Origin of the sequence: Chitinibacter sp. GC72, assembly GCF_009760905.1 — a bacterium.
GTDB lineage: Bacteria > Pseudomonadota > Gammaproteobacteria > Burkholderiales > Chitinibacteraceae > Chitinibacter.
The window spans coordinates 272,119-298,332 of sequence record NZ_VIRW01000003.1; the positions used below are offsets into that span (position 1 = coordinate 272,119).

Below are 26,214 nucleotides of genomic sequence, written 5' to 3' on the forward strand. Positions count from 1 at the left end.
TATACCTAAATTATTTTCGTTCAGTGTTGCCGCCCGACTCAAGCTCAAGGAGCATGCAATGACGACATTGCTGAACGACGTGCATTCCCGACTGAATCCGACGCAGCTGGCCGCCATCGAGCAGCCAGCAGATTGCGCGCAACTGCAAACAATCATCCGCCGCGCACGACGCGAGCAGCGCTATATTTCCGTCTCTGGTGGTCTGCATGCGATGGGCGGGCAGCAAATGGCGAGCGGGGCGCTGCATCTTGATTTGCGCGGCCTCAATCGCGTACTGAGTCACGACGCCGAGCATGGCTTGCTGCAGATCGAAGCGGGCGCTGATTGGCCTGCGATTATCGCGGCGACGCACACCATGCCTCACCCGCAAGGTGGCAGCTGGGCAATCCGGCAGAAACAAACCGGTGTCGATAGCGTCACGCTGGGTGGTTCGATTTCCGCCAATGCCCACGGTCGCGGCCTGCAAATGCAGCCCCTGGGGGATGATATTGAAGACCTAACCCTGATCAACGCGCACGGCGAATTGCTCTTTTGCAACCGTCAGCAGAACGCCGAATTATTTGCGCTGGTGGTCGGCGGTTATGGCTTGTTTGGCGTGATTTATGCGGCGACTTTGCGGCTGATGCAGCGGCAGTGCGTCAAGCGCATCGTCGATATTATCGATCTGGACGACGCCATCAATGCGGTCTTTCGGCGAGCCGACGAAGGCTGCTTGTATGGCGATTTTCAATTTGCAATTGACCACAGCGACGAGCGCTTTTTGCAGCGCGGCGTCTTTGCCTGCTACAAAGCTACATCGTCAACCGCCCCCGAGCCGAGTGCCGATTTGCCGCCTGCAGCGTGGCTCAAGCTGCTCAAACTCGCGCACGATGACAAGCAGCAGGCGTTCCGCCTCTATTCGCAGCACTATCTGAACACCGACGGCCAGCAATACTGGGCCGATACCATGCAGCTCAGCACCTACATCCCGAGTTATGCCGAGTTTCTGGCGGGCGAGCGCGCAGCGGACGCCGAACCGGAAAGTCTGGTGATCGGCGAGCATTATGTGCCGCGCGAGCACTTGCTCGCTTTTATGCGGCAAGCCAAAGGCATTTTGCGCCGGCTGGGCGTGGAAGTGGTGTATGGCACGATCCGCGCCATTATGCGCGACACAGTGTCGTTTCTACCGTGGGCCAAGGCCGATTTCGCCTGCGTGATTTTCAATCTGCGCACCCAACACAGCGAAGCCGGTTTGCAGCGCACGGCACAAGCGTTTCGCGACTTGATCGACGCCAGTTCCGCTCTGGACGGCAGTTTTTTCCTGACCTACCACCGCTACGCCTCGGCAGCGCAAGTGAGTCGCGCCTATCCGCAGTTTGCGCAGTGGCTGCAACTCAAAAAACAGTACGACCCCGATGAGCTGTTTCGCAGCGACTGGTATTGCCATTATCGCGACGAATTTGCGCGGCATGCAGCCCTTTGAAAGGCACCGAATGAAAGCAGAAACCCCGAGCAGCACCGCCAAACTGATTGCCGCCAGCACGATCTTGCTCGCCAGCGAGCCCGCTACCGCGCATCGGGTCGCGCCCGGTGCCGCCATGTGGTGCAAAAGGCTGCTGTCAAGGTCGTGGGCAGATCGGCTGCTGGCCAGCTCGGCAGGGTATAGGCCCACAGCAATGGTCTGGAAATGGCTAGAGCAACATACCTTGCCCGGTATTCTGTTGCATTACTGGCAGCGCAAACGCTGGATTGAAGCGCGCTGCCGCCTGGCCATCGCTCAGGGCTTTGAGCGTGTAATTGTGCTGGGCGCCGGATTTGACACGCTGGCATTGCGCTTGTCGCTGGAAATGCCGCAGATCAGCTGGCTTGAGATCGACCATCCGGCAACGCAAAGTGCCAAACAGGTAGCGCTGGGGCCGGATGCGCAGTCGGTCCAGTTTATTGCCTGCGATTTAAACGCTGATGGTCTGGATGGATTGCCGATCTTCAGCAACAAAGCAACGCTGGTGATTGCCGAAGGCGTACTGATGTATTTGTCGCCAGCGGCGATTGAGCAGCTATTTGCCTGCTTGCAGCGCGCCCCTGGCGAGCGCCTGCAGTTTGTGTTCAGTTTTATGAATCAGTGGCCGGATGGCAAAGCGGGCTTTCGCCCGCGTAGCCGCTGGGTCGAGCGCTGGCTAGCCTGGCGGGGTGAACCCTTTGCCTGGGCTTTGCCTGAGGCAGCTATGGCTGATTTTCTGGCAGAACGCGGATTTGAGCAGCTGGAAACGGCAACGACACGGCAATTGGCCAGCAATCCCGAGTCCATGCTGGAAGGCGAGAATCTGGTGCACTGCCAGCGAATCTGATCGTGATCCGGCGGCCCCATCTCCAGGGCGCGCCTCTGGCACCAGGCTGTACTGCATATGGCAGCGGAATGTAGTCTTGGTGTTTCCACTTACTTCTTGGTTCACAGCAAGGCCTTCTGGGGGTAAAATGGCTAGGATTTGCTTTTGATCAAGAATTTGGTCGAGTAACGCCCCCATCCATAGCTAAAAAAGGGTATCGCCGTGTTAGAAGCCTACCGTCAACATGTAGCCGAGCGCGCCGCGCAAGGCATCGCACCACTGCCACTGTCTGCACAACAGACTGCCGATCTGATTTCATTGCTGCAAAACCCGCCAGCTGGCGAAGAAGCCTTCCTGGTTGAGCTGCTCACTCACCGCGTACCTGCTGGTGTGGACGATGCGGCCAAAGTCAAAGCGGCTTTTCTGGCTGCCGTTGCCAATGGCACAGAAGCCTGTGCTTTGATCTCTCGCGCGAAAGCAACTGAATTGCTTGGCACAATGCTGGGTGGCTTTAACATTAAGCCACAGATCGACTTGCTCGGTGACGCTGAAGTCGGTGGCATTGCTGCCGAAGGCCTGAAAAAAACCTTGTTGATGTTCGACTACTTCCACGATGTGAAAGAACTCGCTGACGCAGGCAATGCCAACGCCAAAGCAGTTCTGCAATCTTGGGCTGACGCCGAGTGGTTCACTAGCCGTCCAGAAGTACCAGCACAAGTGACTGTGACCGTATTTAAAGTAACTGGTGAGACCAATACCGACGACTTGTCGCCAGCACCAGACGCTTGGTCGCGTCCAGATATTCCATTGCACGCTTTGGCGATGCTGAAAAACCCGCGCGAAGGCATTGAAGCTGACGTGCCAGGCCAAGTCGGCCCAATGAAACAAATCGTCGAGCTGCAGAAAAAAGGCCACCCAATCGCTTATGTGGGCGACGTGGTAGGTACTGGCTCATCACGTAAATCAGCGACCAACTCGGTATTGTGGTGGACGGGTGAAGACATTCCATTCGTGCCAAACAAACGCTTTGGCGGCTACTGCGTTGGCGGCAAGATCGCTCCGATCTTCTTCAATACAATGGAAGACGCGGGCGCATTGCCAATCGAGTTCGACGTAACGAACCTGAACATGGGCGACGTGATCACGATCTACCCATACGACGGTAAAGTTGAAAAAGACGGCCAAGTTGTTACCACTTTCAGCCTGAAAACCGAAGTTTTGCTCGACGAAGTGCGCGCCGGTGGCCGTATTAACCTGATTATTGGTCGCGGTTTGACTTCAAAAGCGCGCGAAGCATTGGGCTTGCCAGCTTCGACGATCTTCCGTCTGCCGCAAGATCCTGCCGCATCTAGTAAAGGCTTTACGCAGGCACAGAAAATGGTCGGTCGCGCATGCGGCTTGCCAGAAGGCCAAGGCGTTCGTCCAGGTACATACTGCGAGCCGAAAATGACTTCGGTTGGCTCGCAAGATACCACCGGCCCAATGACGCGCGACGAGTTGAAAGACTTGGCATGTCTGGGCTTCTCGGCTGATCTGGTAATGCAATCGTTCTGCCACACTGCCGCGTATCCAAAACCAGTTGACGTGAAAACGCACCACACATTGCCAGAATTCATCCGCAACCGCGGTGGTGTTTCTTTGCAGCCAGGTGATGGCGTTATTCACTCTTGGCTGAACCGTATGTTGATGCCAGATACCGTGGGTACTGGTGGCGATTCGCATACTCGTTTCCCAATCGGTATTTCTTTCCCAGCGGGTTCCGGCTTGGTCGCGTTTGCTGCTGCGACTGGCGTGATGCCACTCGATATGCCTGAGTCGGTTCTGGTTCGCTTCAAAGGCACACTACAGCCAGGTATCACTTTGCGTGACTTGGTGAACGCGATTCCGTTGTACGCAATCAAAGCGGGTCTGTTGACTGTTGCTAAAGCCGGCAAGAAAAACATTTTCTCTGGCCGTATCCTCGAAATTGAAGGTCTGCCAGATCTGAAAGTTGAGCAAGCGTTTGAGTTGACTGATGCGTCTGCTGAGCGTTCAGCAGCGGGTTGTTCAGTTCGTCTGAACAAAGAACCAATCATTGAATACCTGCAATCGAATATCGTCTTGCTTAAATCAATGATCGCTAACGGTTACGGCGACGCGAAAACCTTGGCGCGTCGCGTGAAGAGCATGGAAAGCTGGTTGGCTAATCCAAGCCTGATCGAGCCGGATGCCGATGCTGTATACGCTGCAGTGATCGAAATCGACTTGGCCGATGTGAAAGAGCCTATCCTGGCTTGCCCGAACGATCCGGACGATGTGAAAGTATTGTCTGAAGTGGCTGGCACCAAGATCGATGAAGTGTTTATCGGCTCTTGCATGACCAATATCGGTCACTTCCGCGCAGCGGGTAAATTGCTAGAAGGCAAACGTGATCTGCCAACTAAATTGTGGATTGCTCCTCCAACGAAGATGGACGCTCAGCAACTGACCGAAGAAGGCTACTACGGCACCTTCGGCGCAGCTGGCGCGCGTACCGAAATGCCAGGTTGCTCATTGTGCATGGGTAATCAGGCGCAAGTTCGTGAAGGCGCGACCGTGGTTTCAACGTCAACGCGTAACTTCCCGAACCGTTTGGGCAAAAACACCAATGTGTTCTTGTCATCGGCTGAGTTGGCGGCGATTGCTTCACGTCTGGGCCGCATCCCGACGGTTGAAGAATACATGGCTGACGTCGGCGTGCTCGATAGCAAATCGGCTGAAGTTTATAAATACCTGAACTTCAACCAGATCGACACTTACCAAGCTGAAGCTGATTCGGTAAAAGTATAAGCGTCTAGCTGCAAGGCAAAGCCCCGCTATCGTGCGGGGCTTTTTTATTGACCAGAAGGGTATTGCTCTGTAGTACTTGACACCATTGCCTTACAGGGCAATACCCCTGCGGTGTGCTCATTGAATCAACAGGCAGGTATTTTGATTTGCCATGGCAAACCGTGTTATAGTTGCGGCTCTGCGGGCGTCGTATAATGGTAATACCCGTGCTTCCCAAGCACGAGCCGTGGGTTCGATTCCCATCGCCCGCTCCAGATAGCAAAAAACGGCACAGCAATGTGCCGTTTTTTATTGCACCTTAGCCGCATTCACACAAAGTTCGCACCGATTGGCTGTGCTGGAGTACTCCAGCTGATCGCTCCTCCGCCATGCCCCTGATTTTCCGTCGCTCCGCCCTTAAATACTTTTCGCTTATTGCTCTCTGGGCGATCTTGTTTCCGCCTGATTTGCAGGCCTGCTCGCGCACTATTCAGGTTGGGGTTAGCCCAATTACCCAGTCGCTGATCGTGAGCAAGGAGCAAGTACAGGGCGGCATCTATATTGATGCGCTACGCGAGGTGAGCCGCAAGACGGGCTGCAAATTCGATTTTATTGAAGCGCCATTCGTTCGTTCTCTGCATATGTTCGGCGTTAGCCACGAGGTCGATCTGATTCCGATTGCCATCCAGCGCACGCAGCTGGATCAGGCTGGCGATTTTATTCCGATCGTCAAATCGCGCATTGCGCTCATCACCTACGGCAGCGCGCACACCGATCCCATCAATGCCATGGAACGTGGCGAGCTGAAAATCAATATCGTGCGCGGCGCACCTTATGCCAGCTCAGCCTATATCGAGCTGATCCAGCGACTGCGTCAGCAAGGCGCGCTGGAGGATGTGGCCGAACCCAATATTATTGCGCGCAAATTGCAGGCGGGCAGAATTCACGCCGCCATTATGCCGCCAACGACATTTTATCAAGCCATGCTGGAAAACCGCCTTGACCCCAAACTGGTGCAGATCACCTTGCTGACGCAAATTCCACCGGTGCTGGCAGGGGCGTATTTATCCAAAACCCGCCTTGTGCCAGCCGATCACGCACTACTTCACACGGCCCTTAGCCGCCAATTCCAATCCCCTGCGTTCTGGCAGCAATACAAAAACACCTACCCGGACTGGATACTCAAAGGCCTCGAGCCTGCTGTATCGCCACGCTAAAAAGCCGAGATCCGGCGCAATCCAAACCGTCATCGCGCATTGGCCTATAATCGCGCCTTATTGCCACCAATCAAGACACCGCATGTCACACCAGGACCCTTATCTCTGGCTTGAATCCAGCGAAACCCCTCAAGTCGCACACTGGATCGCCGGGCAAAACGCACACACCGCACAAAAACTCGATAGCGACCCGCGCTTTGCGCCCTTGCGCGACGCCATTTTGCGCAATATGCAGGACACGCGGCAAATTCCGCTCTTTTCCGTCCATGACGACGTGCTGTACAACTTTCATCAGGATGCCGCGCAGCCACGCGGCGTATATCGCGCGACGACGCTGAATGAATACACGCAAGCAGAAACCGGCTGGCAAGTCCTGCTGGATATTGATGCGCTGGCCGAAGTTGAAGGCTATGACTGGTACCTGGCTGGCGTTGACCACTGCACCTTGCTACCGACACGCTGCCTGGTCAGCCTGAACATCGGCGGTAGCGACGCCTGCGTGATTCGCGAATACGACCTAGCGACGCAAAGCTTTGTGAACAACGGTTTTGCCTTTCCCTACGGCAAAAGCCAGGTCAGCTGGCGCGACGCCGATAGCGTTTTTGTCTGCCCGGCTTGGGATGAAGACCAGATCAGCACTGCAGGCTATTCGCGCGAAGTTGTACTACTGGAGCGCGGGCAAGCGTGGGAAGATGCCGCGTCGATGATTGTGTTGCCTCCGCAGATTTTGAAAGTGGTCGCATGGCGTTTTCTCGATGCAGCCGGTGGCGAGGCGATTACACCATTTGATCTGATCGAAGTCGCACAGGATTTTTACCGCCGCAGCTATTTTTATCTCAATTCGCTAGAGGGTGGCGAAGCCGAGCCACTGCATTTGCCGTTGCCGACGCGCTGCGTCATCGAAGCCTACAGCCACGGTGATCTGCTGATCCGGCTGGACACCGCATGGCAATACGAAGGCGAAACTTTCCCTGCAGGCAGCCTGATCGCGCTTGCTTGCGATGCTGGCGAGCTGGGCAGGGCACAGCTGCTGTTTGCGCCGACTGCAACGCAATCCCCAGCTCAATCAGTCCAAATGCTGGAAGCAACGCTGCATGGCTTGCTGATTATCATTCTAGATAATGTGACAAGTCGCGTTATCTCAATGCGCTGGAATGACGGTGAAGAGGGCGGAGAATGGCAACAGCTCAGCAATGCCATCCACACCGGCGGGGTGATCGAAATCGTTGCGCAGCCGTGGCGCAGTGATCAGTTTTACTATCTGTACAGCGATTTTCTCACACCTGCCAGCTTGTATTGCCATGAACTTGGCGACACCCGGCCACCGCAGTTGCTGCGCGCACAACCAGCAGCGTTTGATTCGAGTCATCTGCAAGTCCAGCAATATCACGCCATCAGCAAGGATGATACTACCATACCGTATTTCCTTGTAAGTCATTCCCTCATTGATCTAGATGGCAATACCCCGGTACTAATGTATGGCTACGGCGGCTTTGCTGTTCCGCTGCTGCCGTACTATCTCGATAATCTGGGCGAACACTGGCTGGCACAAGGTGGCGCGTATGTTGTCGCAAATATTCGCGGCGGCGGCGAATTTGGACCGGCGTGGCACGAAGCCGGGCGGGGCAAAAACCGACAAAACAGCTTTGACGACTTTATCGCGATTGCCGAAGACCTGATCGCGCGCGGCATCACACAACCAAGCAAGCTCGCAATTCAGGGCGGCAGCAACGGCGGCCTGCTCGTCGCCGCGTGCATGGTGCAAAGGCCGGAGCTATTTGGCGCGGTGGTGTGCGAAGTGCCGATTCTGGACATGCTGCGCTTCGACCAGCTCGGCGCTGGTGCAAGCTGGATTGCCGAATATGGCAAGCCGGACGAAGAACACCTTGGGGTATATTCACCGTACCAAAATGCAAAGCCAGCTACAGAGCAACACTACCCCAGAGTATTGCTCACCACCTCATTGGAAGACGATCGCGTTCACCCGGCGCACGCCAGAAAAATGACCGCGAGGTTGCAGGAACTCGGCCACGATGCACTGTTTTTCGAAAGCCAAAGCGGCGGCCACACTGGGCAAACTCGGCAGCAACACACCGCCGAAGAGCTAGTGCGAGTGCTGGTGTTTTTGCGGCAGAGTATTTGCGATGTGTAGGGCGTATTCGACGCGTAGCGGCAATACGCCGGAAGTGGCGGTCTTATGCGGCGTAGTGCCGAAGGCGACTACGCCCTACGGCGCTGTTCCCTCAATACCACAGGGGTACAGGCGAAAAGAGGAGCAAAAGCAAGAACATCAACACAAAACAGGCACATTGCTCCAAATTATTTGAACCTAGCTATCGTAACTTTACCACCCTCGATATTTGCCATCGATGTGAAAGGCGGCCAAGTCTTCAAAGCCTTGTTCCAGCAGCGTGGCTAGTGAGTTGTCGGCGGCGCTTTCATCCACCATTTGGCTCAACGCACATTCTAGAACGTTAAATTCATCCTGATGGTAATAAACCTCGCCAAACTGGCCGTTCTTGTCGAAGTAGAAATAGTAAGCGGCTTCAAGATCTTCCCGGTAAATACCAAAGCATTTGTAGTCTTCGTTCAGGCTGCGCAATGTGTCTTCATCAAAATACGCCTCAGGATCTAGCTCCTTGCGATCATAAGCCCAAGAGCGGCGGATGGTATCGATCAATCCAAGGCTGTCCGCAGGTAGTTTTGGCGAGCGATTTACAAGTAAAGACAGTAATTCAGGAGGGCTGAAAATCTCAATGTACGATTCTTCATAATCATTAAACGTGATACCGCCGAGCTGGCGGTACAACTGTAGTAACTCTGCAGGGATAGGCAGATTGGAAAACCCTTGTAATTGAGCTAATTGCGCCTCAGTGGCGGGGGCAGAGGGATGCAATTGCAACGATACAGCCTCATCTTCGCCGAGTTCTGCAACAAGGCGTTGATTGAAATTCTCCAGCATTTCGCTGATTTTCATTGTTTTCACCTTTCAAATAGAAGAGGTCACCGCTATGACGAGGCTGAATAGTGTAAATTAGCTCTGTGACCCAGTATACCTTACCCAAATAATTCTGACATAAAGATGCCAAATATATTACACAAAATCCAATAAAAAAAGAAGGTCTGATATCCGCGCTAATAGCCATGCAGTCACCAGCCCCGCATCCCAGCTCACGTCTGCCAACCGCGCAGTACATTCGCCGATGCTGACGCAATAAAAGGCGGCAACTTCGTCGTCGGTGTTGTGCGGGGTCACATTGGCGGGCAGCATGGTAAGTTGGGCTAAGCCTGCGCAGCCCAACATTTCCAAACACCCAAAATTGAAAAAGGCCATCCAAGCGGATGGCCTTTTTCATTTAATTAACGATCAAAACAACCTTGCCAGCAAAGCCTTGTCGTACTGCGATTCAAGCGGAATCTGCACCTGTATGCCATTGCCCGGCGCGACGGTGATTTCTTTACCGTTTTTATCGCGCATAACCTCAATCTTGACTTCGATATTGCCGCTTGGGTGGATGATTTCCAGCGTGTCGCCGAGTGAGAATTTGTTTTTCACTTCAATCCGCGCCCAGCCATCGGTATTGGCTATGATTTCGCCGACAAATTGGCTGCGTTTGGCTTTGGAATGGCCGTCGAGGTAGTTTTGCGCTTCGTGCGTGTAGTGGCGCTGGTAGAAACCGTCGGTGTAGCCGCGATTGGCCAGGCCATCCAGGTCGGCAAGCAGGGCGGGGTTGAATGGACGGCCAGCAACGGCGTCGTCAATCGCCTGGCGATATACCTGTGCGGTACGGGCGACGTAGTACAGTGATTTGGTTCGGCCTTCGATTTTCAGCGAATCAACGCCCATTTTGACCAGCCGCTCGATATGCTGCACAGCGCGCAGATCTTTACTGTTCATGATGTAGGTGCCGTGCTCGTCTTCCATAATCGGCATCAGCTCGCCTGGGCGGTTGCCTTCTTCGATCAGGTAGGTCTTGTCGGCTAACGGGTGGCGCTCGGCTCCGCCACAAGCCGCGAAGTTCTGGTTGCCCTCGGACATGGCTTTATTGAAGTCGAACTGGATGACTTGGGACCCATTATTTGAATCCAGTCGTTGTACGTCGCCAGCGTCGTCTTCCACCGTGTCGTGCGTTTTGTAATCCCAGCGGCAGGCGTTGGTGCAGGTGCCTTGGTTCGGGTCGCGGTGGTTGAAATAGCCTGACAGCAGGCAGCGGCCTGAGTAGGCGATGCACAGCGCGCCGTGGACAAACACTTCCAGCTCCATATCGGGGCAAAGCTGGCGGATTTCTTCGATTTCATCGAGGCTCAACTCGCGCGACAGAATAACGCGCTCCAGACCGAGCGACTGCCAGAATTTGACGCCAGCGTAGTTCACCGTATTGGCCTGCACCGACAGATGAATCACCTGCTCGGGCCACTTTTCGCGCACCATCATAATCAGCCCGGGGTCGGCCATAATCAGCGCGTCGGGCTTCATCGCGATCACCGGCTCCATGTCGGCGAGGTAGGTTTTTACTTTTGAGTTGTGCGGCAGGATATTACTGGCGACAAAGAATTTTTTGCCACGCGCGTGCGCTTCATCGATGCCGAGCGCGATTTCTTCCAGACCAAATTCATTATTGCGTGCGCGCAGGCTGTAGCGCGGCTGACCGGCGTAAACGGCGTCGGCGCCAAAATCATAGGCGGCGCGCATCCGCTCTAGCGTGCCAGCGGGGAGGAGGAGTTCGGGGGCTTTCAGCATCGTGGTGTGGCTCTGGTGGCAGGTTTATCGTAATGGGCGCGATTTTATCGCCCATCACCCAGCCAGCCACTGGTGAAACTCCCGGAGTTTGATCCAGATCAAGTTTTGCCCAAGGCTTCAGACGCGCGGTCGATGCGATGCTTTATCAGTGGTGTGGCTACTGGGCTAGGTGCTTGCCAATCGAGCCAGTAGCCGCGCAGTCACCAGCCCGGCATCCCAGGTCATTTCCGGCAGCCGCGCGGCACACTCGGCCACGCTGACGCGATGAAAGGCGGCGACTTCGCCGTCGGTATTGCGCGGAATCACCTCGGCAGGCAGTTGCAAATCGTAGCAATACAAAATCTCGTCGTGCGTGCCGTCGATCTCATTGCGCGTGCTGCGGATTTGCTCGATATAGACTGCTTGCTGTGCAATGTGCTGGCTAATTCCAGCTTCCTCGGCCAGCTCGCGAATGACACATTGCGCGGGTGTTTCATTATGGGGTATGCCGCCAGCAGCCAGATTATCCAAGCAGTTGGGGTCTATACCCTTGGTTGCTGCGCGTTGCCCCAACCAGATCTGGGGCAATCCGGCGCGATCCGTTAGGCCATTGATGTGCACCGCCTGGCTGCACAGACCAAAGCGGCGAAACGCACCACGCTCCAGCGTAAACAGCGTGTTCGCCGTGTCTATTCCAAATGCGCCGCATTCTACGTGCGGATGCACCGCATACAGCTCATCACGCCAGACGCGGATTTCGCCCAGCTCGCGCAAATGCAGCGCGGCAGCATTCATCAGTGTTTGCAGTGCATGAGGCGGCAGTTGCAGCGTGATGGTATGCGCCGCAATCGCAAAGCGGGCGTCAAATTGCTGCAAAATCTGCGCAATACGTGGCTCCAGCCAGCCGATTTGCTGCTGATCCACCATCAGCCGCAGCAGATGGCGCGAATCAAACTGGGGCTGGCTGCGCAGATAGCTGGCAATCAGAGGTGGGTTGGCTGACATATCCGAAACCTGTGGCGGGTAAGTGATTAAAAATAGCCGTAAGGCGAAGCAGGGCGTATTCGTTTTGGCCTTCGCCTGCGCGATTTTGCTGCGATTGGCGCTGTTGATTGCGCGCGCTTGTTGCTACAATCGCGCCACTACACCGATGGAGCCTACACGATGAGCAAGATTCGCCAAGACGATCTGATCGCCAGTATCGCAGATAGCCTGCAATACATCAGCTATTACCACCCGAAAGATTATATCCAGGCCTTGGGCCGCGCTTACGAGCTGGAAGAAAGCCCCGCCGCCAAAGACGCGATTGCGCAAATTCTGACCAATAGCCGCATGTGTGCCGAAGGCCATCGCCCGATTTGCCAAGACACCGGCATCGTAACGGTGTTCGTACGCGTAGGTATGGATGTGCAGTGGGAAGGCGCGACCATGAGCGTGACCGATATGATTAATGAAGGCGTGCGCCGCGCTTATCTGCACCCAGATAACAAATTGCGCGCATCCATCTTGATGGACCCAGCCGGTGGTCGTAAAAACACCAAAGACAACACGCCTGCGGTGATTCATTACGAAATCGTACCGGGCTGTACGGTTGATATCGACATCGCTGCCAAGGGCGGCGGTTCGGAAAACAAATCGAAATTTGTCATGCTCAACCCGTCTGATTCGATTGTTGACTGGGTCATTAAAACTGTTCCGACGATGGGCGCGGGCTGGTGTCCGCCGGGCATGCTGGGCATCGGTATCGGCGGCACGGCCGAAAAAGCGATGGTGATGGCCAAAGAAGCGTTGATGGAAGAAATCGATATTCACGAGCTGATCGCGCGCGGCCCGCAAAACCGCGTTGAAGAGCTGCGTATCGAGCTGTACGAAAAAGTGAACGCCCTCGGCATTGGCGCGCAAGGCCTGGGCGGCCTGGCGACGGTGCTCGACGTGAAGATCAAGGATTACCCAACGCACGCCGCCAGCTTGCCAGTGGCGATGATTCCAAACTGCGCGGCGACGCGCCATGTGCATTTCACACTCGACGGCTCAGGCCCGGCCGAGCTGGAAGTGCCAAAACTCGAAGATTGGCCGGATGTGCACTGGCACGCGTCGGAATCATCACTGCGCGTTGACCTTAACACCGTGACACGCGAAGACGTGGCAACGTGGAAACCGGGGCAAACGCTGCTCTTGAACGGCAAAATGCTGACCGGCCGCGATGCAGCGCACAAACGCATGGTTGAAATGCTAAACAAAGGCGAAAAACTGCCGGTTGATTTTGCTGGGCGCTTTATTTACTACGTCGGCCCGGTCGATGCCGTGCGCGATGAAGTGATCGGACCAGCTGGCCCGACCACCGCAACACGGATGGATAAGTTTACCGAACAAGTACTCGCCGAAACGGGTCTCTTAGGCATGATCGGTAAGGCTGAGCGCGGCCCGGCGGGTCTGGATGCGATCAAGAAGCATAAATCGGTGTATCTGATGGCTGTCGGGGGCGCTGCCTATCTGGTGTCCAAAGCAATCAAAGCCAGCCGCGTGGTGGGTTTTGAAGACCTGGGTATGGAAGGCATTTACGAATTCGACGTGGTTGATATGCCGGTAACGGTGGCCGTTGATAGCAATGGCACCTCGGTTCACGCGACCGCGCCGAAAGAGTGGCAGGCCAAAATCGGGAAGATTCCGGTTTCCAGCATTTAATCTCGTCCAAGCCCAACCGTGTGTTGGGCTTTTTATTGTTATCTACACGGTTTGTTCATGTTCAAGAAAATTCGCGTTCTGGTTTTGGTCATGATTTTGGCCTGGGTGGCACTGGACGCCATGCGCACCGAAAATAAAGCGCAAGCCTGGGAAACCAGCCAGTATATCTACCTACATCCTGTTGTTGCTGGGCTGGATGAAGATACCCTGCAATACATCAAGACACAAAACACCGAACAGTGGCAAGACATCGAGCAGTTTTTCAAGCGTGAAGGTGAAAGCTATGCCCTGAAACTTAGCAGCCCAGTGCGCGTATTCTGGGGCGAGCCGATCAAGGTGGCGCCGCCGCAACTCGCAGCGGGCGGCTCAACGCTCAATATCATGCTATGGAGTTTGCAGCTGCGCTGGTGGGCTTGGCGACACACCCCGGATAGCCGCGTCAAACCCGATGCGCGAATTTATATGATCTATCACCCGGCAGAAAATGGAGTGGTACTGCCACACTCGGTGGGCATTGCCAAAGCGCGGCTGGGTCTGGCGCATCTGTTTGCCAGCGAGAAAATGCACGGTAGCAATCAGGTGGTGGTCACGCACGAATTGCTGCATATCTACGGCGCAAATGATCATTATGATCCGGCCAATAATCAGCCGCTGTTTCCGCAAGGCTTTGCCGAGCCGGATCTCGAACCGCGCTTTCCGCAACAATGGGCAGAAATTATGGCCGGGCGGATTCCACTGGACGAGAGCAGGGCGGCAATGCCCAGATCATTGACCGATGTGATAATGGGGCCAGATACGGCCAAAGCGATTGGCTGGGCAAATTAAACGTCGGCGAGCTTTGGATTTATTCTAAGTCATTCAAAATATTGGGTTTTTAGGCCGAATATTGCCTAAAAGCGGCCGCTCTGCAATAATGTGCGGCTTTTTCGGGTCAGCCCTTGGGCTGGCAATTTTAGTTTTGATGGCTTGCCCACCCATCGTTGCGTGGTTTTTTACGTGCAAAGTGGCAAGACCTTCTAGCCCAGGGGGTATTGGATTATGTCCAATCTGGCTACAGCGACCGCTGCGATCAAGGCATCGCTGGATTTAAAGACACCGCTACCTGTTGCGGCTTATTTTGATGAAAAACTGTATCAACTTGAGCTTGAGCAACTGTTTGCCAAAGGTCCGCGCTATATCGGCCACGAGTTGATGGTGCCCAATCAGGGCGATTATCACGTTCTTGAGCTTGACAATGGTGCGCGCTATCTCAAACGCACCGACCAGGGCGTCAAGGTTTTCTCCAATATCTGCCGTCATCGCCAGGCCAGCATGCTCAGCGGGCGTGGCAATAACACCCATACGGTGTGCCCGCTGCACCGCTGGACTTACGATCAGCACGGCCAATTGCTCGGCGCGCCGCACTTTCCGGTCAACCCATGCCTGCATTTGCCACAAACTGAGCTGGTTAACTGGAATGGCCTGCTGTTTGAAAATAATGGCCGCGATATTGAGGGCGATTTGAAAAATCTGGGCGTTCGCAAAGACCTCGATTTTTCCAAATACGTGCTGCATAGCGTTCAAGTGGATGAATACCAGGGCAACTGGAAAACGTTTATCGAGGTCTACCTCGAAGACTATCACGTCGTGCCGTTTCATCCGGGCCTGGGTAAATTTGTGGAGTGCAACGAGCTCAACTGGGAATTTGGCGAGTGGTACTCGGTACAAACCGTTGGCGTGCACAATGCGCTGGCGCGTCCGGGCTCAAAAACGTATGAAGAATGGGCCAATCAGGTTAAACGCTATGAACAAGGCAAAATACCCAAGCATGGCGCGATCTGGTTGACGTATTACCCGAATATCACCGTCGAGTGGTATCCGCATACGCTGGTCATCTCGACCATTATTCCAACCGGGCCGCGCAGCTATAAAAACGTCGTCGAGTTTTATTACCCCGAAGACATTGCCTACTTCGAGCCGGAGTTTGTTGCCGCCGAGCAGGCTGCGTATGCCGAAACGGCGGTTGAGGACGTGGAAATCATCAACCGGATGGAAGCAGGGCGCACGGCGCTTTTTAAAGCCGGGCGCAATGAAGTCGGGCCGTATCAAAGCCCAATGGAAGACGGCATGCGGCATTTTCACCAGTTCCTGCGCCGCGAGCTGGGCGAAGCGATCAGCAAGCTGGAAAAATAATTATCGCGACACCAAAGGCGGCCTTGGCCGCCTTTTTTATTTATGGGTATTGCCACGAAGATCATGATGCGAGAGACCTTCAAGGCAATACATATTATGGGTATTAATGAAAACATATTTACTGAAAGCCAGCCAGTCCGGGCCATTCTGGATGGTGTTGGCCGGGCTGGCTTTTGCTGTGATGGGCATGTTTGTCAAGCTCGGGAGTGCCTCGTTTTCAACGGCCGAGCTGGTCTTTTATCGATGTGCAGCAGGGCTGGTCGGCATTGCGCTGATTGTATTGCCACAAGGCAAATCGCTGCGCGTAGGATCTGACAGCCTCAAGCTGCATTTAAGCCGCAGTATGTCGGGCTTTGTTGCGCTGATGCTGTACTTTTACGCCATCGGCCATTTGCCGCTGGCCACCGCGGTCACGCTCAACTACACCTCGCCGATTTTCTTTGTGCTCTTGGTCACCATGCGGCAGCGGCAATGGCCGCAAAGCAGCCAGATTCTGAGTGTTTTGCTCGGCTTTGTCGGGGTGCTGTTTTTGCTGCGCCCGACTTTGATTGGCGGCCAGTGGCTGGCGGGCTTTCTGGGGCTGGGCTCGGGCATGCTGGCCAGCGTGGCTTATCTGAATGTCAGCGAGCTGGGCAAGGCGGGCGAGCCGGAATGGCGCACCGTATTTTATTTCTCGCTGGTTTCCACGCTGGGGGCCGGCTTCTGGATGCTGCTGCAGGCGCCCGCCTTGCATCGCCCCAATCTGGGAGAGTGGCTGATTGTGCTTGGCATGGGGGTCGCCGCCACCCTGGCGCAGCTGTGCATGACCCGTGCCTACCGCAAAGGGCGCTCGCTGGTGGTGGTGAGCCTAGCTTATCTTACAGTGCTGTTCTCGACTTTATTCTCGTTTTTGATCTGGCAAGAGCGGATTTCACCACTGGCGATTCTGGGGATGCTGCTGATTGCGGCGGCCGGAATCTGGGCCGGTGCTACGCGCGTACAACGTAGTTAAGATGCATATTTGCCGCGCCTGCACTTCAAGTTAGAATGGCCGGATCGGAGAAAACAATGCGCTTTTTGATTAGTAATGATGATGGTTATTTCGCCCCCGGCATTGCCGCGCTGGCCATGGCGCTGGGCGACGAAGGTGAGGCACTGGTGTGTGCGCCAGAGCGCGACCGTAGCGGCGCCAGCAATTCGCTCACTCTGGACAGGCCTCTGCAGGTCAGAACGTCGCCATCGGGCTTTCATTACGTCAATGGCACGCCGACCGACTGCGTGCATCTGGCCGCGACCGGTCTGATGAGCTCACCGCCCGACATGGTGGTTTCGGGCATTAATCACGGCGCCAATATGGGCGACGATACAATTTATTCCGGCACGGTGGCCGCGGCGACCGAGGGCTACCTGCTCGGCATTCCGTCGATTGCCATTTCTCTGGCCTCACGCAATCCGGTGCATTTTGAAACGGCTGCCCGCGTCGCCCGTGAGCTGGTGCAGCGCTTTAAGAAAACACCACTTGATCAGCCCGTGCTGTTGAATGTGAACGTCCCCGATTTGCCTTATGAGTCACTCAAGGGCACACAGATTACCCGTCTTGGGCGTCGCCACAAATCGGCCTCGGTGATCCGCAGTGCCAACCCCCGCGGCGATACCATCTGGTGGGTGGGGCCGATTGGCGATATTGCCGATGCGAGCGATGGCACCGACTTTGCTGCCGTCGAGCAGGGCTATGTGTCAATTACCCCGCTGTCGGTTGATCTGACTGCCTATCCGCAACTGGACATGATCAATCGCTGGATGGCCACATGATGATCAGCAGTGGCACTGGCATGACTTCAGCCCGAACCCGCGCCCGTCTGGTTGAGCGCCTGCGCGCGCAAGGCATTAGCAACGAGCAGGTGCTGGCGGTGATTGCCCAGGTGCCACGCCATGAGTTTATTGACGAAGCCTTATCGCATAAGGCTTACGATGACACTTCGCTTCCCATCGGCTTTGGCCAGACCATTTCGCAGCCTTATATTGTGGCCCGCATGACCGAGCTGGCCGTTGCCGTGCCCGAGCGCAAAAACGTGCTGGAAATCGGCACCGGCTGCGGCTATCAGACCACAGTACTGAGCAAGCTATTTAAAACGGTGCACACCATCGAGCGAATTGGCGGCCTGGTGCGCAATACGCGCGAGAGACTCAGCCGCCTGGGCATTCACAATGCGCGCCTGCGCCATGCCGACGGCAGCCAGGGGCTGCCCGAGCTGGCCCCCTTTGACGTTATCCTGATCACAGCCGCAGCACCCATTGTGCCGGAAAACCTGATTAGCCAGCTTTCCAACGGCGGGCGGCTGATTTTTCCGGTGGGCTCGCAAGAGCAGGAGCTGCGCATGATCGAGCGGCGTGGCGAGGATTTTCTCGAAAGCCGACTGGAGAAAGTTAATTTTGTTCCTTTGCTAAGCGGAATCAGCTAAGCCAGCCGCAACCTGTAACCGAGCTTGGCAATACTGACTTTTACCGCCATCAGGATGCCGCCTTACGCCGCACTCCCGTGTAAACTATCTGGCAAATGCTTTTCAAGCACCTACTCTGACTCACTTTTAACCACACCATCCCATCGCAGGAGACATTGCGTGCGTGCTTCTCGTTCAATCTTGCTTATTTTGACCCTGATTTGTGCTGCCTGCACGACGCCGCGCACTTCGCCAGCGCCGATTATTGACGGCCACGCCAGCACACCCAACCCGCAGACTACGCAGCCGGCAAGCAAGCCAGCGCCCATCGTAACGCCGGATGCGACCCAGTACACGGTAAAAAAAGGCGACACCCTATTCAGAATTGCCACCGAAAACCGCGTGGCTTATCACGACCTGATGGCATGGAACAAACTGCCTGACACGCAAATCCAGATCGGACAGATCTTGCTACTGGCCCCGCCGCTGGGTGAGGGCGGCGTCACCATTACGCCATTAAGCGATGAAACCAGTAAAAAAACCACTGATACTGCGCCGGTAGTAACCAAAACCAGCCCTAAAGCAATCAAGGAGGTGTATAGGGCGCAAGCAACTGCCGCCTCGACGACAGCCGCAGAGGCCTTGAGAGTTGCATCAAAACAACAAGGCAAGGCCAGTGCAGTAGCCAGTCAAACAGCCAAACCAGTTGCCAGCGCAGCCAGCACCATTGATGCCGCAACCCCCATTAAATCAAGCGCTGCAGTGGCATCATCCTCTACCACTAGCAATACCAGCAGCATGGAGTTTGGCATGCCAACCAGCGGGAAGATTTTGCGGGGATTTAGTGAAGAAAGCAAAGGCATTGATATTGCAGGCAAACTTGGGCAATCTATCGTTGCGTCAGCGCAAGGAAAGGTAGTTTACGCTGGCGCCGGGTTGCGAGGCTACGGCAAGATGGTGATATTGCAACACAGTAATGGCTATCTCACCGCCTACGCTCATAACGATAAATTGCTGGTTAAAGAGGGGGATGTCGTTAAAAAAGGTGAAAAAATTGCCGAAATGGGTAAATCAGATACGGACCAGGTGAAGCTTCACTTCGAAGTTCGTAAAGGCGGAAAGCCAGTCGACCCCGGCAAATTCATCGCGACAGAATAAATATGAGCGAACCAATTATTGAACAAGACATGATCGTAGACGACGTTGAAGTGTTGGAAGCAGAAGCTGACGTCGAAGAAGAAGCGAATGAAGCCGAAGCTGAAGCCAAGGAAGATGCCGAACGCTACACCAGCGAAAGCACCGGCGATGTAACGCAGATTTATCTGAACGAAATTGGCCAATGCAAACTGCTAACTCCTGACGAAGAACGCACCCTGTCGCGTCTCGTGGTTCAAGGCGATTTTGCCGCCCGCCAGAAAATGATCGAGCACAATCTGCGCCTTGTGGTCAATATTGCCAAGCACTATATCAACCGCGGCATGACGCTGCTTGACCTGATCGAAGAAGGCAATATCGGTCTGATGCATGCGCTGGAGAAATTCGATCCGGAGCGCGGCTTCCGCTTCTCGACTTACGCCACATGGTGGATACGCCAGAGTATCGAGCGCTCGATCATGAATCAGTCGCGTACCATTCGCTTACCCGTGCATGTGATCAAGGAGCTGAACGTCTATCTGCGCGCCCAGCGCCACCTTGAAGCCACAATGGGGCACGACCCAAGCATTGAAGACATCGCCCATCTGGTCGGCAAAGACGTCGAAGACGTGCGCCGCGTGATGGGGCTCAACGAGCGTGTCGCCTCTTTGGATGCGCCGCTGGACATTGACCCGATGCTCACCATTGGCGAATCGATTCCGGACGATCAGCACGACGGCCCGGAAGCCACACTGCAAAACGCCGAAGTAGAGCGCTACGTGCGTGAATGGATGAAGCAGCTCAATGAAAAGCAGCGCATGGTGATCGAGCGACGTTACGGCTTGAATGGCTATGAAATCTGTACGCTGGAAGATCTGGCGGCCAATTTAAGCCTGACCCGCGAGCGGGTACGCCAGATCCAGATTGAGGCACTTGACCAGTTGCGCCGCATTCTGCGTCGCTACGGTGTGACACGCGACGTAGTACTCTAAGTAGCTTTTTCACCCGAAAATAAAAAAGCCAGTCAAACGACTGGCTTTTTTACTGTGGCACCACAGGGGTATTGCTCTGCAAGTTAGAATCTAATTTAGCTGCAGAGCAATACCCCCTAATTCATTAGATGCCACGCAACAATTCGTTGATACCCACTTTAGAGCGGGTTTTCGCGTCGACTTTTTTCACGATCACTGCGCAGTACAGGCTGTACTTGCCATCGGCTGAAGGCAAGTTGCCTGATACAACAACCGAGCCTGCTGGAATACGGCCGTAAGTCACTTCACCGGTTTCGCGATCGTAAATGCGCGTTGATTGGCCGATGTAGACACCCATTGAAATTACCGAGCCTTCTTCAACAATCACGCCTTCAACGACTTCGGAGCGTGCGCCAATAAAGCAGTTGTCTTCAATAATCGTAGGGCCGGCTTGCAACGGCTCCAGAACACCACCAATACCAACACCGCCCGACAAGTGCACGTTTTTACCGATTTGCGCGCAAGAGCCTACGGTCGCCCAGGTATCAACCATCGTGCCTTCGTCAACGAAAGCGCCGATATTCACGTACGACGGCATCAGCACCACGTTTTTGCCGATGAAAGAGCCTTTGCGTGCAATGGCGTTTGGCACCACACGGAAGCCACCCGCGCGGAAATCGGCTTCGGTGTAATCGCCAAATTTGCTGGGCACTTTATCGAAGTAATTGGTGCAACCACCATCCATCACCACATTGTCGTTAATGCGGAAAGACAGCAAAACCGCCTTTTTTACCCACTGATTGGTCACCCAGTCGCCGGAGGTTTTTTCAGCCACGCGCAGCTGGCCTTTGTCCAGTGCATTGATCACTTCGTTAATGGCGTCGCGCAATTCGGCAGAGACATTGCTCGGCGTAATGTCGGCACGGTTTTCAAACGCGGTTTCGATGATGGATTGCAGATTGCTCATAAATGACTCCGTTGAGTTAACTGTTTACAAATGATTAAGGGGTGCAAAAGCGGACAATGCGCTCTGCGGCAGCGATACATTCATCCAGTGGCGCCACTAGCGCGATGCGCACATAGCCACGCCCTGGATTAATTCCGTGCGCTTCGCGCGCCAGATACGAGCCCGGCAGCACGGTGACGTGCTCCTCTGCAAACAGGCGGCGTGCAAATTCTTCGTCGCTACTGGTGGCTTGCGTACCGGCAAAGTGGTCGGGAATTTTAGCCCACAAATAAAATGCTGCATCGGGCAGCGTCACATTAAGCACAGCAGCCAACTGCTGGGTTACCGCAGCAAATTTGGCGCTGTATTGCTGGCGGTTTTCAATAACGTGTTCTTCATCACGCCAGGCTGCGGCACTGGCTGCCATCACCATTGGGCTCATTGCGCAACCATGGTAAGTGCGATAAAGCAGGAATTTCGCCATGATGGCCGCATCGCCAGCGACAAAACCCGAGCGCATGCCGGGCACATTCGAGCGCTTGGACAAGGACGAGAACATCACCAGTCGCGTGAAATCACGACCCAATTTAACCGCGGCCTCCAGGCATCCTAAAGGTCTGTCGTTGCCAAAATAGATTTCCGAGTAGCACTCGTCCGAAGCGATGACAAAACCATATTGATCAGATAGCGCAAACAGGCGCTCCCAATCAGCCAAAGACGCCACTGCGCCAGTCGGGTTGCCCGGCGAACAAACAAACACCAGCTGCGTGCGCGCCCAGACTTCAGCAGGAACGCTATCCCAGTCCGGCTGAAAACGGTTTTCCGCCGGACAATTGACAAACCATGGCTCAGCGCCAGCGAGCAGCGCGGCACCTTCATAAATCTGATAAAAGGGATTAGGTGACAGAACCACAGGACTTTTCGCTGCCGGGTCGATCACCGCCTGAGCGAAGGCAAACAGCGCTTCGCGGCTGCCGTTGACCGGCAAAATTTCAGTTGCTGCATTGGGTGCGGCGATGCCATAGCGCTTTGCAATCCATTCGCCAATACTCTGACGCAAGTCATCCGAGCCCAGCGTGGCCGGATAACTGGAAAGACCGGCCAGATTATCCATCAGCGCGGTCTTTACCAACTGCGGGGCAGGGTGTTTAGGCTCGCCAATCGACAGATTAATGTGTTTAAGCGCCGGATTGGGCGTTAAATCGCTGAACAGCTGGCGTAATTTCTGAAACGGATAGGGGTGCAGTAACTCTAAGCGTGGCGACATAACGCATTCATTTAGGGAAAGTCCTGATTATATCCCAAGGACGCTTTAAATAGCGTCGAGCTCAAAGCGAAAACTGGCGCAATCCATAAGCGATCCCGCACGTTTTCGCCATCACAACTCAGGATTCAATCGGTCCCGAATTGAGTAAGTGCGGAAAATGCCCGATCAGCTTTCCCACCTTGGGGCCGACAACTGCCACGCAATAGGGCTGATCAGGGTGCTGATTGTAGTAGTCATGATGCTCGTCCTCGGCAGGCCAGAATGTTGCGGCCTCGGCAAGCTCGGTCACAATCGGCAGGCCCCAGACCTGAGCTGCATCAGCAAGCGCCGCCTGCGCCTGAGTCAGCTGCTGTGGACTGTGATAAAAAATCGCCGAACGATACTGCGTGCCAACATCATGCCCTTGACGATTTAAGGTGGTGGGGTTGTGAATAGCAAAAAACACATCAAGCAACTCGGCAAATGACACCTGTGCGGCATCAAATTCAATCTGCACCGCTTCAGCATGACCCGTATTGCCATCGCAGACTTGCCTGTATTGAGGTTGCGAGACATACCCACCTACGTACCCCGATCTAACCGACTTCACCCCGCGTACACGCTGAAATACAGCCTCCAGACACCAGAAGCAACCACCCGCCAGCGTTGCAATTTCGCTCATGTTCATTCTCCAGCATCAGATCAATGTTTTATTGACGCGCACCGCGCAGATTAGAGGGAAAGTCGGCATTAAAGTTAGTGCGAAACGGGTTGATATCCAAGCCACCGCGCCGGGTGTAACGCGCATAAACCGCCAGCTTCATGGGTTTGCAGGCACGCATGATGTCGACAAAAATCCGCTCGACACATTGCTCGTGAAATTCGTTGTGGTTGCGAAATGAAATCAGGTAACGCAGCAGGCTTTCGCGATTGATCGGTTTGCCAACATACTGAATTTGCACGCTGGCCCAATCGGGCTGCCCGGTAACCAGGCAGTTGGATTTAAGCAGGTTGGATGTGAGCGTTTCACTGCTTGTGCCATCAGATTCATCACAGTGCAGAAGCTGTGGCTGCGGTGAATAATCGCTAACTTCAATATCCAGATTGTCAATACAAAAGCCTTTGAGCTCCCCCAGACGCAAGCTGTCAAACTGTGCGGGCTCGCTGATTTTTACCTGTACTGGCGCACCCACTGCAGCGCCAATATCCGCGCGCAAGATGCTGGCAAGCTGGTCTATATCGTCGACCTTGGTTTGATTAAAGCTATTGAGATAGAGCTTGAACGATTTGGATTCGACGATATTGGCGCTATCGGCCGGAATCTGGAACGTAACCAAGGCAATTTGCGGCTTGCCGCGCGGATTAAGCCACGACACTTCGTAGGCATTCCAGATGTCCAGCCCCATAAATGGCAGCGCAGCACCAATGCCGATTTCATCCCGCTTGCCCTGCCTAGGGATTGGAAACAGCAGACTGGCGTCGTACTCAGTGATATAGCTGACGGTTTTTCCCAGTGGTGAGGCCGAGGCGATAGCTTCTGTCATTTGATGCAACCTGAAATTGAAAGCGGATTGCCGCATTTTACTGCTGTTTGTGCTGGTCGGTAGCGGCATTTTCCGGCTTTCACCGTTGAAAACCGGAACTGCAAAGCGGGCGTGATGTTTAGCGGTATTTACGCATCAGGCCAACAACCACACCATAAATCTCCAAACTCTCGGATGGTCGGATAATCGAGAACTCAGGATTATGCGGAATCAGGTAGTAACCCTGCTTGTCCCGGCCCAGCTCCTTGAGCGTATATTCACCATCAACCATGGCCACCACCAGATCCCCCACATGAGCGGCATGGCGCTTTTCGATGACCGCCAGATCGCCATCATAAATGCCTGCATCCAGCATCGAGTCGCCCCGAACCTTGATGATGATCGAGGTAGAAGGGCGCGGCATCAGGTATTCGTCCAGCGAAATTGACTCGCTCATCGCGTCGTTGGCCGCCGCCGGCAAGCCGGCTGGCACATTAAAGTCGGCCAGTTCGCGCTCAAAAAACCGTTTGGTCGGCACCAATCGCTTGTCTGGCGTCATTTCAATATACCCGGCCAGGGTAAGGCGCTTGACTAGCGCAGAAACCGCCGATTTGGACGCCATACCCAGCAGCTCGCCAATGGCTGCATAGGATGGAATGCTGCGGTAGTCGCTGTAATAGTCTTGCAGCTTGCCCAGATATTCATGATCCCGGTTCGGATTGGCCATACGCCACCTCTAGATGAACATTCGTTCTGTTAGCGTATTGAACGTTCGTTCCCTTGTCAAGCGACCGAGCAGCTTACCCCCCCCTCACGCAAGCTGCGCCCGATTCATCGTCGGCTCTGTTAAAATGCGGCTTTGAACTGGACAGGCGGTAGCAGGGTGAGGATTTTATTAGCTCCGATGGAAGGCTTGCTCGACTGCGTGCTGCGCGACGTTATCACCCGGGCGGGCGGCATTGATTTGTGTGTCACCGAGTTTATTCGTGTCACCCATACCTTATTGCCCAACCGCACTTTCGAGCGCATTGCGCCAGAAATCCTGAGCGAAAGCAAAACGGCCACTGGCGTACCAGTGCGCGTACAACTGCTGGGTTCTGACCCAATCTGCCTAGCTGAAAATGCTGCGCGTCTAGCCACATTTAATCCGCATGGCATTGACCTGAATTTTGGCTGCCCGGCCAAAACAGTCAACCGCCACCGTGGCGGGGCGGTGCTACTGGACGAGCCGGAGTTGATCTACCAGATTGTCAAAGCCGTACGTGATGCCACGCCAAAGCACATCCCGGTTACCGCCAAAATGCGCCTAGGCTACACCGACACCTCGCCTGCCATTGCCTGCGCGCAGGCGATTGAAGCAGCTGGCGCCGCTGAATTGGTCGTTCACGCCCGAACCAAAACAGATGGCTACAAGCCGCCAGCCTACTGGGAGTGGATCGCCAAGATCAAGGAAAACGTTAAGTTTAATGTGGTGGCCAATGGCGAGATCTGGACCGTTGAAGAATTCCATCGCTGCCGAGAGATATCCAACTGCGACGACATCATGCTGGGGCGCGGCATTGTGGCCAATCCGGGTCTGGCGCTGGAAGCCAAAACCGGGCAAAAACTCGTATGGGAAGCAGTGATGCCGCTCTTCGTTGTTTTCTGGCAGCAAGTATTGCTGCACTGCTATCCCAAATATCAGGCCGGGCGACTCAAGCAGTGGCTCAACTATTTGCGCCGCCACTACCCCGAGGCCGAATTGCTATTTGCCCAAATCCGCACGCTCAACACCCGCGAAGAAATCGAAGCCGGGTTTCCGGCGCTGGTTCTGGGGCAATAGACAATCAGACAGTAGCGGCCATGTTCAGATTATGTGTTGATGAATTCCTCCCGCAAGGAATGAAACAAGAATTGCTCGCCCGTCATCGCATCTTTGCAACGGTCGAGCAATCTGCGCCAGCCCAGGTAGTGCTCTAAATATTTGGTCGCAACGCCATGAAAACGCCTCATCCATTCCTTCAGGCGGCTGTCGTAGGCATTCACTTTTTGTACGTGCCAGCTCTGCAAACCGCCATGCCCTGAAATATTGGCCACAAAATAGCCAT

At 54.7% G+C, this 26,214-nt stretch carries 23 protein-coding genes, 1 tRNA gene and 1 pseudogene; 15 read left to right on the forward strand and 10 right to left on the reverse strand.

Annotated elements, in window-relative coordinates; genetic code table 11:
• Positions 1-58: 58 nt before the first annotated feature.
• The 6 genes from FLS37_RS04715 to FLS37_RS04740 all read left to right on the forward strand — a co-directional run bounded on the left by FLS37_RS04715 (position 59) and on the right by FLS37_RS04740 (position 8,462).
• A complete protein-coding gene (locus FLS37_RS04715; protein ID WP_198314485.1) occupies positions 59-1,462 on the forward strand; it encodes an FAD-binding protein in 1,404 nt (467 codons plus the stop codon).
• A 10-nt stretch (positions 1,463-1,472) separates the two neighbouring features.
• Positions 1,473-2,327, forward strand: a complete 855-nt coding sequence (locus FLS37_RS04720) for a class I SAM-dependent methyltransferase (RefSeq protein ID WP_157314783.1) — start codon at positions 1,473-1,475, stop codon at positions 2,325-2,327.
• A gap of 201 nt (positions 2,328-2,528) precedes the next feature.
• Positions 2,529-5,114 carry a bifunctional aconitate hydratase 2/2-methylisocitrate dehydratase gene (acnB, locus tag FLS37_RS04725; protein ID WP_157314784.1) on the forward strand — a complete coding sequence of 862 codons (2,586 nt, stop codon included), beginning with the start codon at positions 2,529-2,531 and terminating at the stop codon, positions 5,112-5,114.
• Between the two features lie 180 nt (positions 5,115-5,294).
• Positions 5,295-5,368, forward strand: a tRNA-Gly gene (locus FLS37_RS04730).
• A 114-nt stretch (positions 5,369-5,482) separates the two neighbouring features.
• The gene (locus FLS37_RS04735; protein ID WP_157314786.1) at positions 5,483-6,310 is read left to right on the forward strand and encodes a hypothetical protein; all 828 of its coding nucleotides are present in this window, start codon (positions 5,483-5,485) and stop codon (positions 6,308-6,310) included.
• A gap of 82 nt (positions 6,311-6,392) precedes the next feature.
• Positions 6,393-8,462 (forward strand): prolyl oligopeptidase family protein, encoded by a 2,070-nt coding sequence (locus FLS37_RS04740; RefSeq protein WP_157314788.1) that lies wholly within the window; start codon positions 6,393-6,395, stop codon positions 8,460-8,462.
• A 192-nt stretch (positions 8,463-8,654) separates the two neighbouring features.
• On the opposite strand, the gene FLS37_RS04745 is transcribed toward FLS37_RS04740, so the two are convergent.
• From FLS37_RS04745 to FLS37_RS04760, 4 genes are all read right to left on the reverse strand, one after another.
• Complete coding sequence (locus FLS37_RS04745; protein ID WP_157314790.1) at positions 8,655-9,287, reverse strand: SMI1/KNR4 family protein; 633 nt, start codon at positions 9,285-9,287, stop codon at positions 8,655-8,657.
• 117 nt (positions 9,288-9,404) lie between these two features.
• Positions 9,405-9,644 carry a hypothetical protein gene (locus FLS37_RS04750; RefSeq protein ID WP_157314792.1) on the reverse strand — a complete coding sequence of 80 codons (240 nt, stop codon included), beginning with the start codon at positions 9,642-9,644 and terminating at the stop codon, positions 9,405-9,407.
• A gap of 33 nt (positions 9,645-9,677) precedes the next feature.
• The gene (yegQ, locus tag FLS37_RS04755; protein WP_157314826.1) at positions 9,678-11,048 is read right to left on the reverse strand and encodes a tRNA 5-hydroxyuridine modification protein YegQ; all 1,371 of its coding nucleotides are present in this window, start codon (positions 11,046-11,048) and stop codon (positions 9,678-9,680) included.
• 168 nt (positions 11,049-11,216) lie between these two features.
• On the reverse strand, positions 11,217-12,035 hold the full coding sequence (locus FLS37_RS04760) for an NUDIX hydrolase family protein (RefSeq protein WP_157314794.1): 819 nt from the start codon (positions 12,033-12,035) through the stop codon (positions 11,217-11,219).
• Positions 12,036-12,194: 159 nt separating this feature from the next.
• On the opposite strand from FLS37_RS04760, the gene FLS37_RS04765 reads away from it, so the two are divergent.
• The 8 genes from FLS37_RS04765 (at position 12,195) to rpoS (ending at position 20,433) form a co-directional block, all read left to right on the forward strand.
• Positions 12,195-13,715, forward strand: a complete 1,521-nt coding sequence (locus tag FLS37_RS04765) for a fumarate hydratase (RefSeq protein ID WP_157314796.1) — start codon at positions 12,195-12,197, stop codon at positions 13,713-13,715.
• Positions 13,716-13,772: 57 nt separating this feature from the next.
• Positions 13,773-14,540: a hypothetical protein gene (locus FLS37_RS04770; protein ID WP_157314797.1), complete on the forward strand. Its 768-nt coding sequence runs from the start codon at positions 13,773-13,775 to the stop codon at positions 14,538-14,540.
• A 213-nt stretch (positions 14,541-14,753) separates the two neighbouring features.
• On the forward strand, positions 14,754-15,887 hold the full coding sequence (locus tag FLS37_RS04775) for an aromatic ring-hydroxylating dioxygenase subunit alpha (protein WP_157314798.1): 1,134 nt from the start codon (positions 14,754-14,756) through the stop codon (positions 15,885-15,887).
• A 106-nt stretch (positions 15,888-15,993) separates the two neighbouring features.
• Complete coding sequence (locus tag FLS37_RS04780; RefSeq protein WP_232522489.1) at positions 15,994-16,878, forward strand: DMT family transporter; 885 nt, start codon at positions 15,994-15,996, stop codon at positions 16,876-16,878.
• 56 nt (positions 16,879-16,934) lie between these two features.
• Positions 16,935-17,678 (forward strand): 5'/3'-nucleotidase SurE, encoded by a 744-nt coding sequence (gene surE, locus FLS37_RS04785; protein ID WP_157314799.1) that lies wholly within the window; start codon positions 16,935-16,937, stop codon positions 17,676-17,678.
• 20 nt (positions 17,679-17,698) lie between these two features.
• Positions 17,699-18,328, forward strand: a complete 630-nt coding sequence (locus FLS37_RS04790; RefSeq protein ID WP_157314828.1) for a protein-L-isoaspartate(D-aspartate) O-methyltransferase — start codon at positions 17,699-17,701, stop codon at positions 18,326-18,328.
• A gap of 159 nt (positions 18,329-18,487) precedes the next feature.
• Entirely contained in the window at positions 18,488-19,465 is a 978-nt protein-coding gene (locus FLS37_RS04795; protein ID WP_232522490.1) for a peptidoglycan DD-metalloendopeptidase family protein, read from the forward strand.
• Between the two features lie 2 nt (positions 19,466-19,467).
• Positions 19,468-20,433 carry an RNA polymerase sigma factor RpoS gene (rpoS, locus tag FLS37_RS04800; RefSeq protein ID WP_157314801.1) on the forward strand — a complete coding sequence of 322 codons (966 nt, stop codon included), beginning with the start codon at positions 19,468-19,470 and terminating at the stop codon, positions 20,431-20,433.
• A 124-nt stretch (positions 20,434-20,557) separates the two neighbouring features.
• Here rpoS and dapD read toward each other — a convergent pair whose 3' ends face one another.
• The 5 genes from dapD to FLS37_RS04825 form a co-directional block, all read right to left on the reverse strand.
• Complete coding sequence (gene dapD / locus FLS37_RS04805; protein ID WP_157314802.1) at positions 20,558-21,379, reverse strand: 2,3,4,5-tetrahydropyridine-2,6-dicarboxylate N-succinyltransferase; 822 nt, start codon at positions 21,377-21,379, stop codon at positions 20,558-20,560.
• A gap of 34 nt (positions 21,380-21,413) precedes the next feature.
• A complete protein-coding gene (gene dapC, locus FLS37_RS04810) occupies positions 21,414-22,625 on the reverse strand; it encodes a succinyldiaminopimelate transaminase (RefSeq protein WP_157314803.1) in 1,212 nt (403 codons plus the stop codon).
• Positions 22,626-22,743: 118 nt separating this feature from the next.
• Positions 22,744-23,286 carry a peptide-methionine (S)-S-oxide reductase MsrA gene (msrA, locus tag FLS37_RS04815; RefSeq protein ID WP_308418727.1) on the reverse strand — a complete coding sequence of 181 codons (543 nt, stop codon included), beginning with the start codon at positions 23,284-23,286 and terminating at the stop codon, positions 22,744-22,746.
• Between the two features lie 28 nt (positions 23,287-23,314).
• Positions 23,315-24,148 carry an NADPH-dependent 7-cyano-7-deazaguanine reductase QueF gene (gene queF, locus FLS37_RS04820; RefSeq protein WP_157314805.1) on the reverse strand — a complete coding sequence of 278 codons (834 nt, stop codon included), beginning with the start codon at positions 24,146-24,148 and terminating at the stop codon, positions 23,315-23,317.
• A 118-nt stretch (positions 24,149-24,266) separates the two neighbouring features.
• Positions 24,267-24,854: a LexA family transcriptional regulator gene (locus FLS37_RS04825; RefSeq protein WP_157314806.1), complete on the reverse strand. Its 588-nt coding sequence runs from the start codon at positions 24,852-24,854 to the stop codon at positions 24,267-24,269.
• A 156-nt stretch (positions 24,855-25,010) separates the two neighbouring features.
• On the opposite strand from FLS37_RS04825, the gene FLS37_RS04830 reads away from it, so the two are divergent.
• Positions 25,011-25,949 (forward strand): tRNA-dihydrouridine synthase, encoded by a 939-nt coding sequence (locus tag FLS37_RS04830; RefSeq protein ID WP_232522491.1) that lies wholly within the window; start codon positions 25,011-25,013, stop codon positions 25,947-25,949.
• A 29-nt stretch (positions 25,950-25,978) separates the two neighbouring features.
• Here the strand turns inward: FLS37_RS04830 and FLS37_RS04835 are convergent.
• Positions 25,979-26,214: pseudogene (locus FLS37_RS04835) on the reverse strand (hypothetical protein); the annotation flags it as partial.

Coding starts and splice junctions, on each gene's coding strand:
- queF (WP_157314805.1), bottom strand. CDS start 24,148: ATGACAGAAGCTATCGCCTCGGCCTCACCACTGGGAAAAACCGTCAGC.
- surE (WP_157314799.1), top strand. CDS start 16,935: ATGCGCTTTTTGATTAGTAATGATGATGGTTATTTCGCCCCCGGCATT.
- msrA (WP_308418727.1), bottom strand. CDS start 23,286: ATGAGCGAAATTGCAACGCTGGCGGGTGGTTGCTTCTGGTGTCTGGAG.
- FLS37_RS04760 (WP_157314794.1), bottom strand. CDS start 12,035: ATGTCAGCCAACCCACCTCTGATTGCCAGCTATCTGCGCAGCCAGCCC.
- FLS37_RS04775 (WP_157314798.1), top strand. CDS start 14,754: ATGTCCAATCTGGCTACAGCGACCGCTGCGATCAAGGCATCGCTGGAT.
- FLS37_RS04780 (WP_232522489.1), top strand. CDS start 15,994: ATGAAAACATATTTACTGAAAGCCAGCCAGTCCGGGCCATTCTGGATG.
- FLS37_RS04720 (WP_157314783.1), top strand. CDS start 1,473: ATGAAAGCAGAAACCCCGAGCAGCACCGCCAAACTGATTGCCGCCAGC.
- FLS37_RS04750 (WP_157314792.1), bottom strand. CDS start 9,644: ATGGCCTTTTTCAATTTTGGGTGTTTGGAAATGTTGGGCTGCGCAGGC.
- FLS37_RS04715 (WP_198314485.1), top strand. CDS start 59: ATGACGACATTGCTGAACGACGTGCATTCCCGACTGAATCCGACGCAG.
- FLS37_RS04740 (WP_157314788.1), top strand. CDS start 6,393: ATGTCACACCAGGACCCTTATCTCTGGCTTGAATCCAGCGAAACCCCT.
- FLS37_RS04735 (WP_157314786.1), top strand. CDS start 5,483: ATGCCCCTGATTTTCCGTCGCTCCGCCCTTAAATACTTTTCGCTTATT.
- FLS37_RS04745 (WP_157314790.1), bottom strand. CDS start 9,287: ATGAAAATCAGCGAAATGCTGGAGAATTTCAATCAACGCCTTGTTGCA.
- dapC (WP_157314803.1), bottom strand. CDS start 22,625: ATGTCGCCACGCTTAGAGTTACTGCACCCCTATCCGTTTCAGAAATTA.
- FLS37_RS04765 (WP_157314796.1), top strand. CDS start 12,195: ATGAGCAAGATTCGCCAAGACGATCTGATCGCCAGTATCGCAGATAGC.
- rpoS (WP_157314801.1), top strand. CDS start 19,468: ATGAGCGAACCAATTATTGAACAAGACATGATCGTAGACGACGTTGAA.
- FLS37_RS04790 (WP_157314828.1), top strand. CDS start 17,699: ATGACTTCAGCCCGAACCCGCGCCCGTCTGGTTGAGCGCCTGCGCGCG.
- dapD (WP_157314802.1), bottom strand. CDS start 21,379: ATGAGCAATCTGCAATCCATCATCGAAACCGCGTTTGAAAACCGTGCC.
- FLS37_RS04825 (WP_157314806.1), bottom strand. CDS start 24,854: ATGGCCAATCCGAACCGGGATCATGAATATCTGGGCAAGCTGCAAGAC.
- FLS37_RS04770 (WP_157314797.1), top strand. CDS start 13,773: ATGTTCAAGAAAATTCGCGTTCTGGTTTTGGTCATGATTTTGGCCTGG.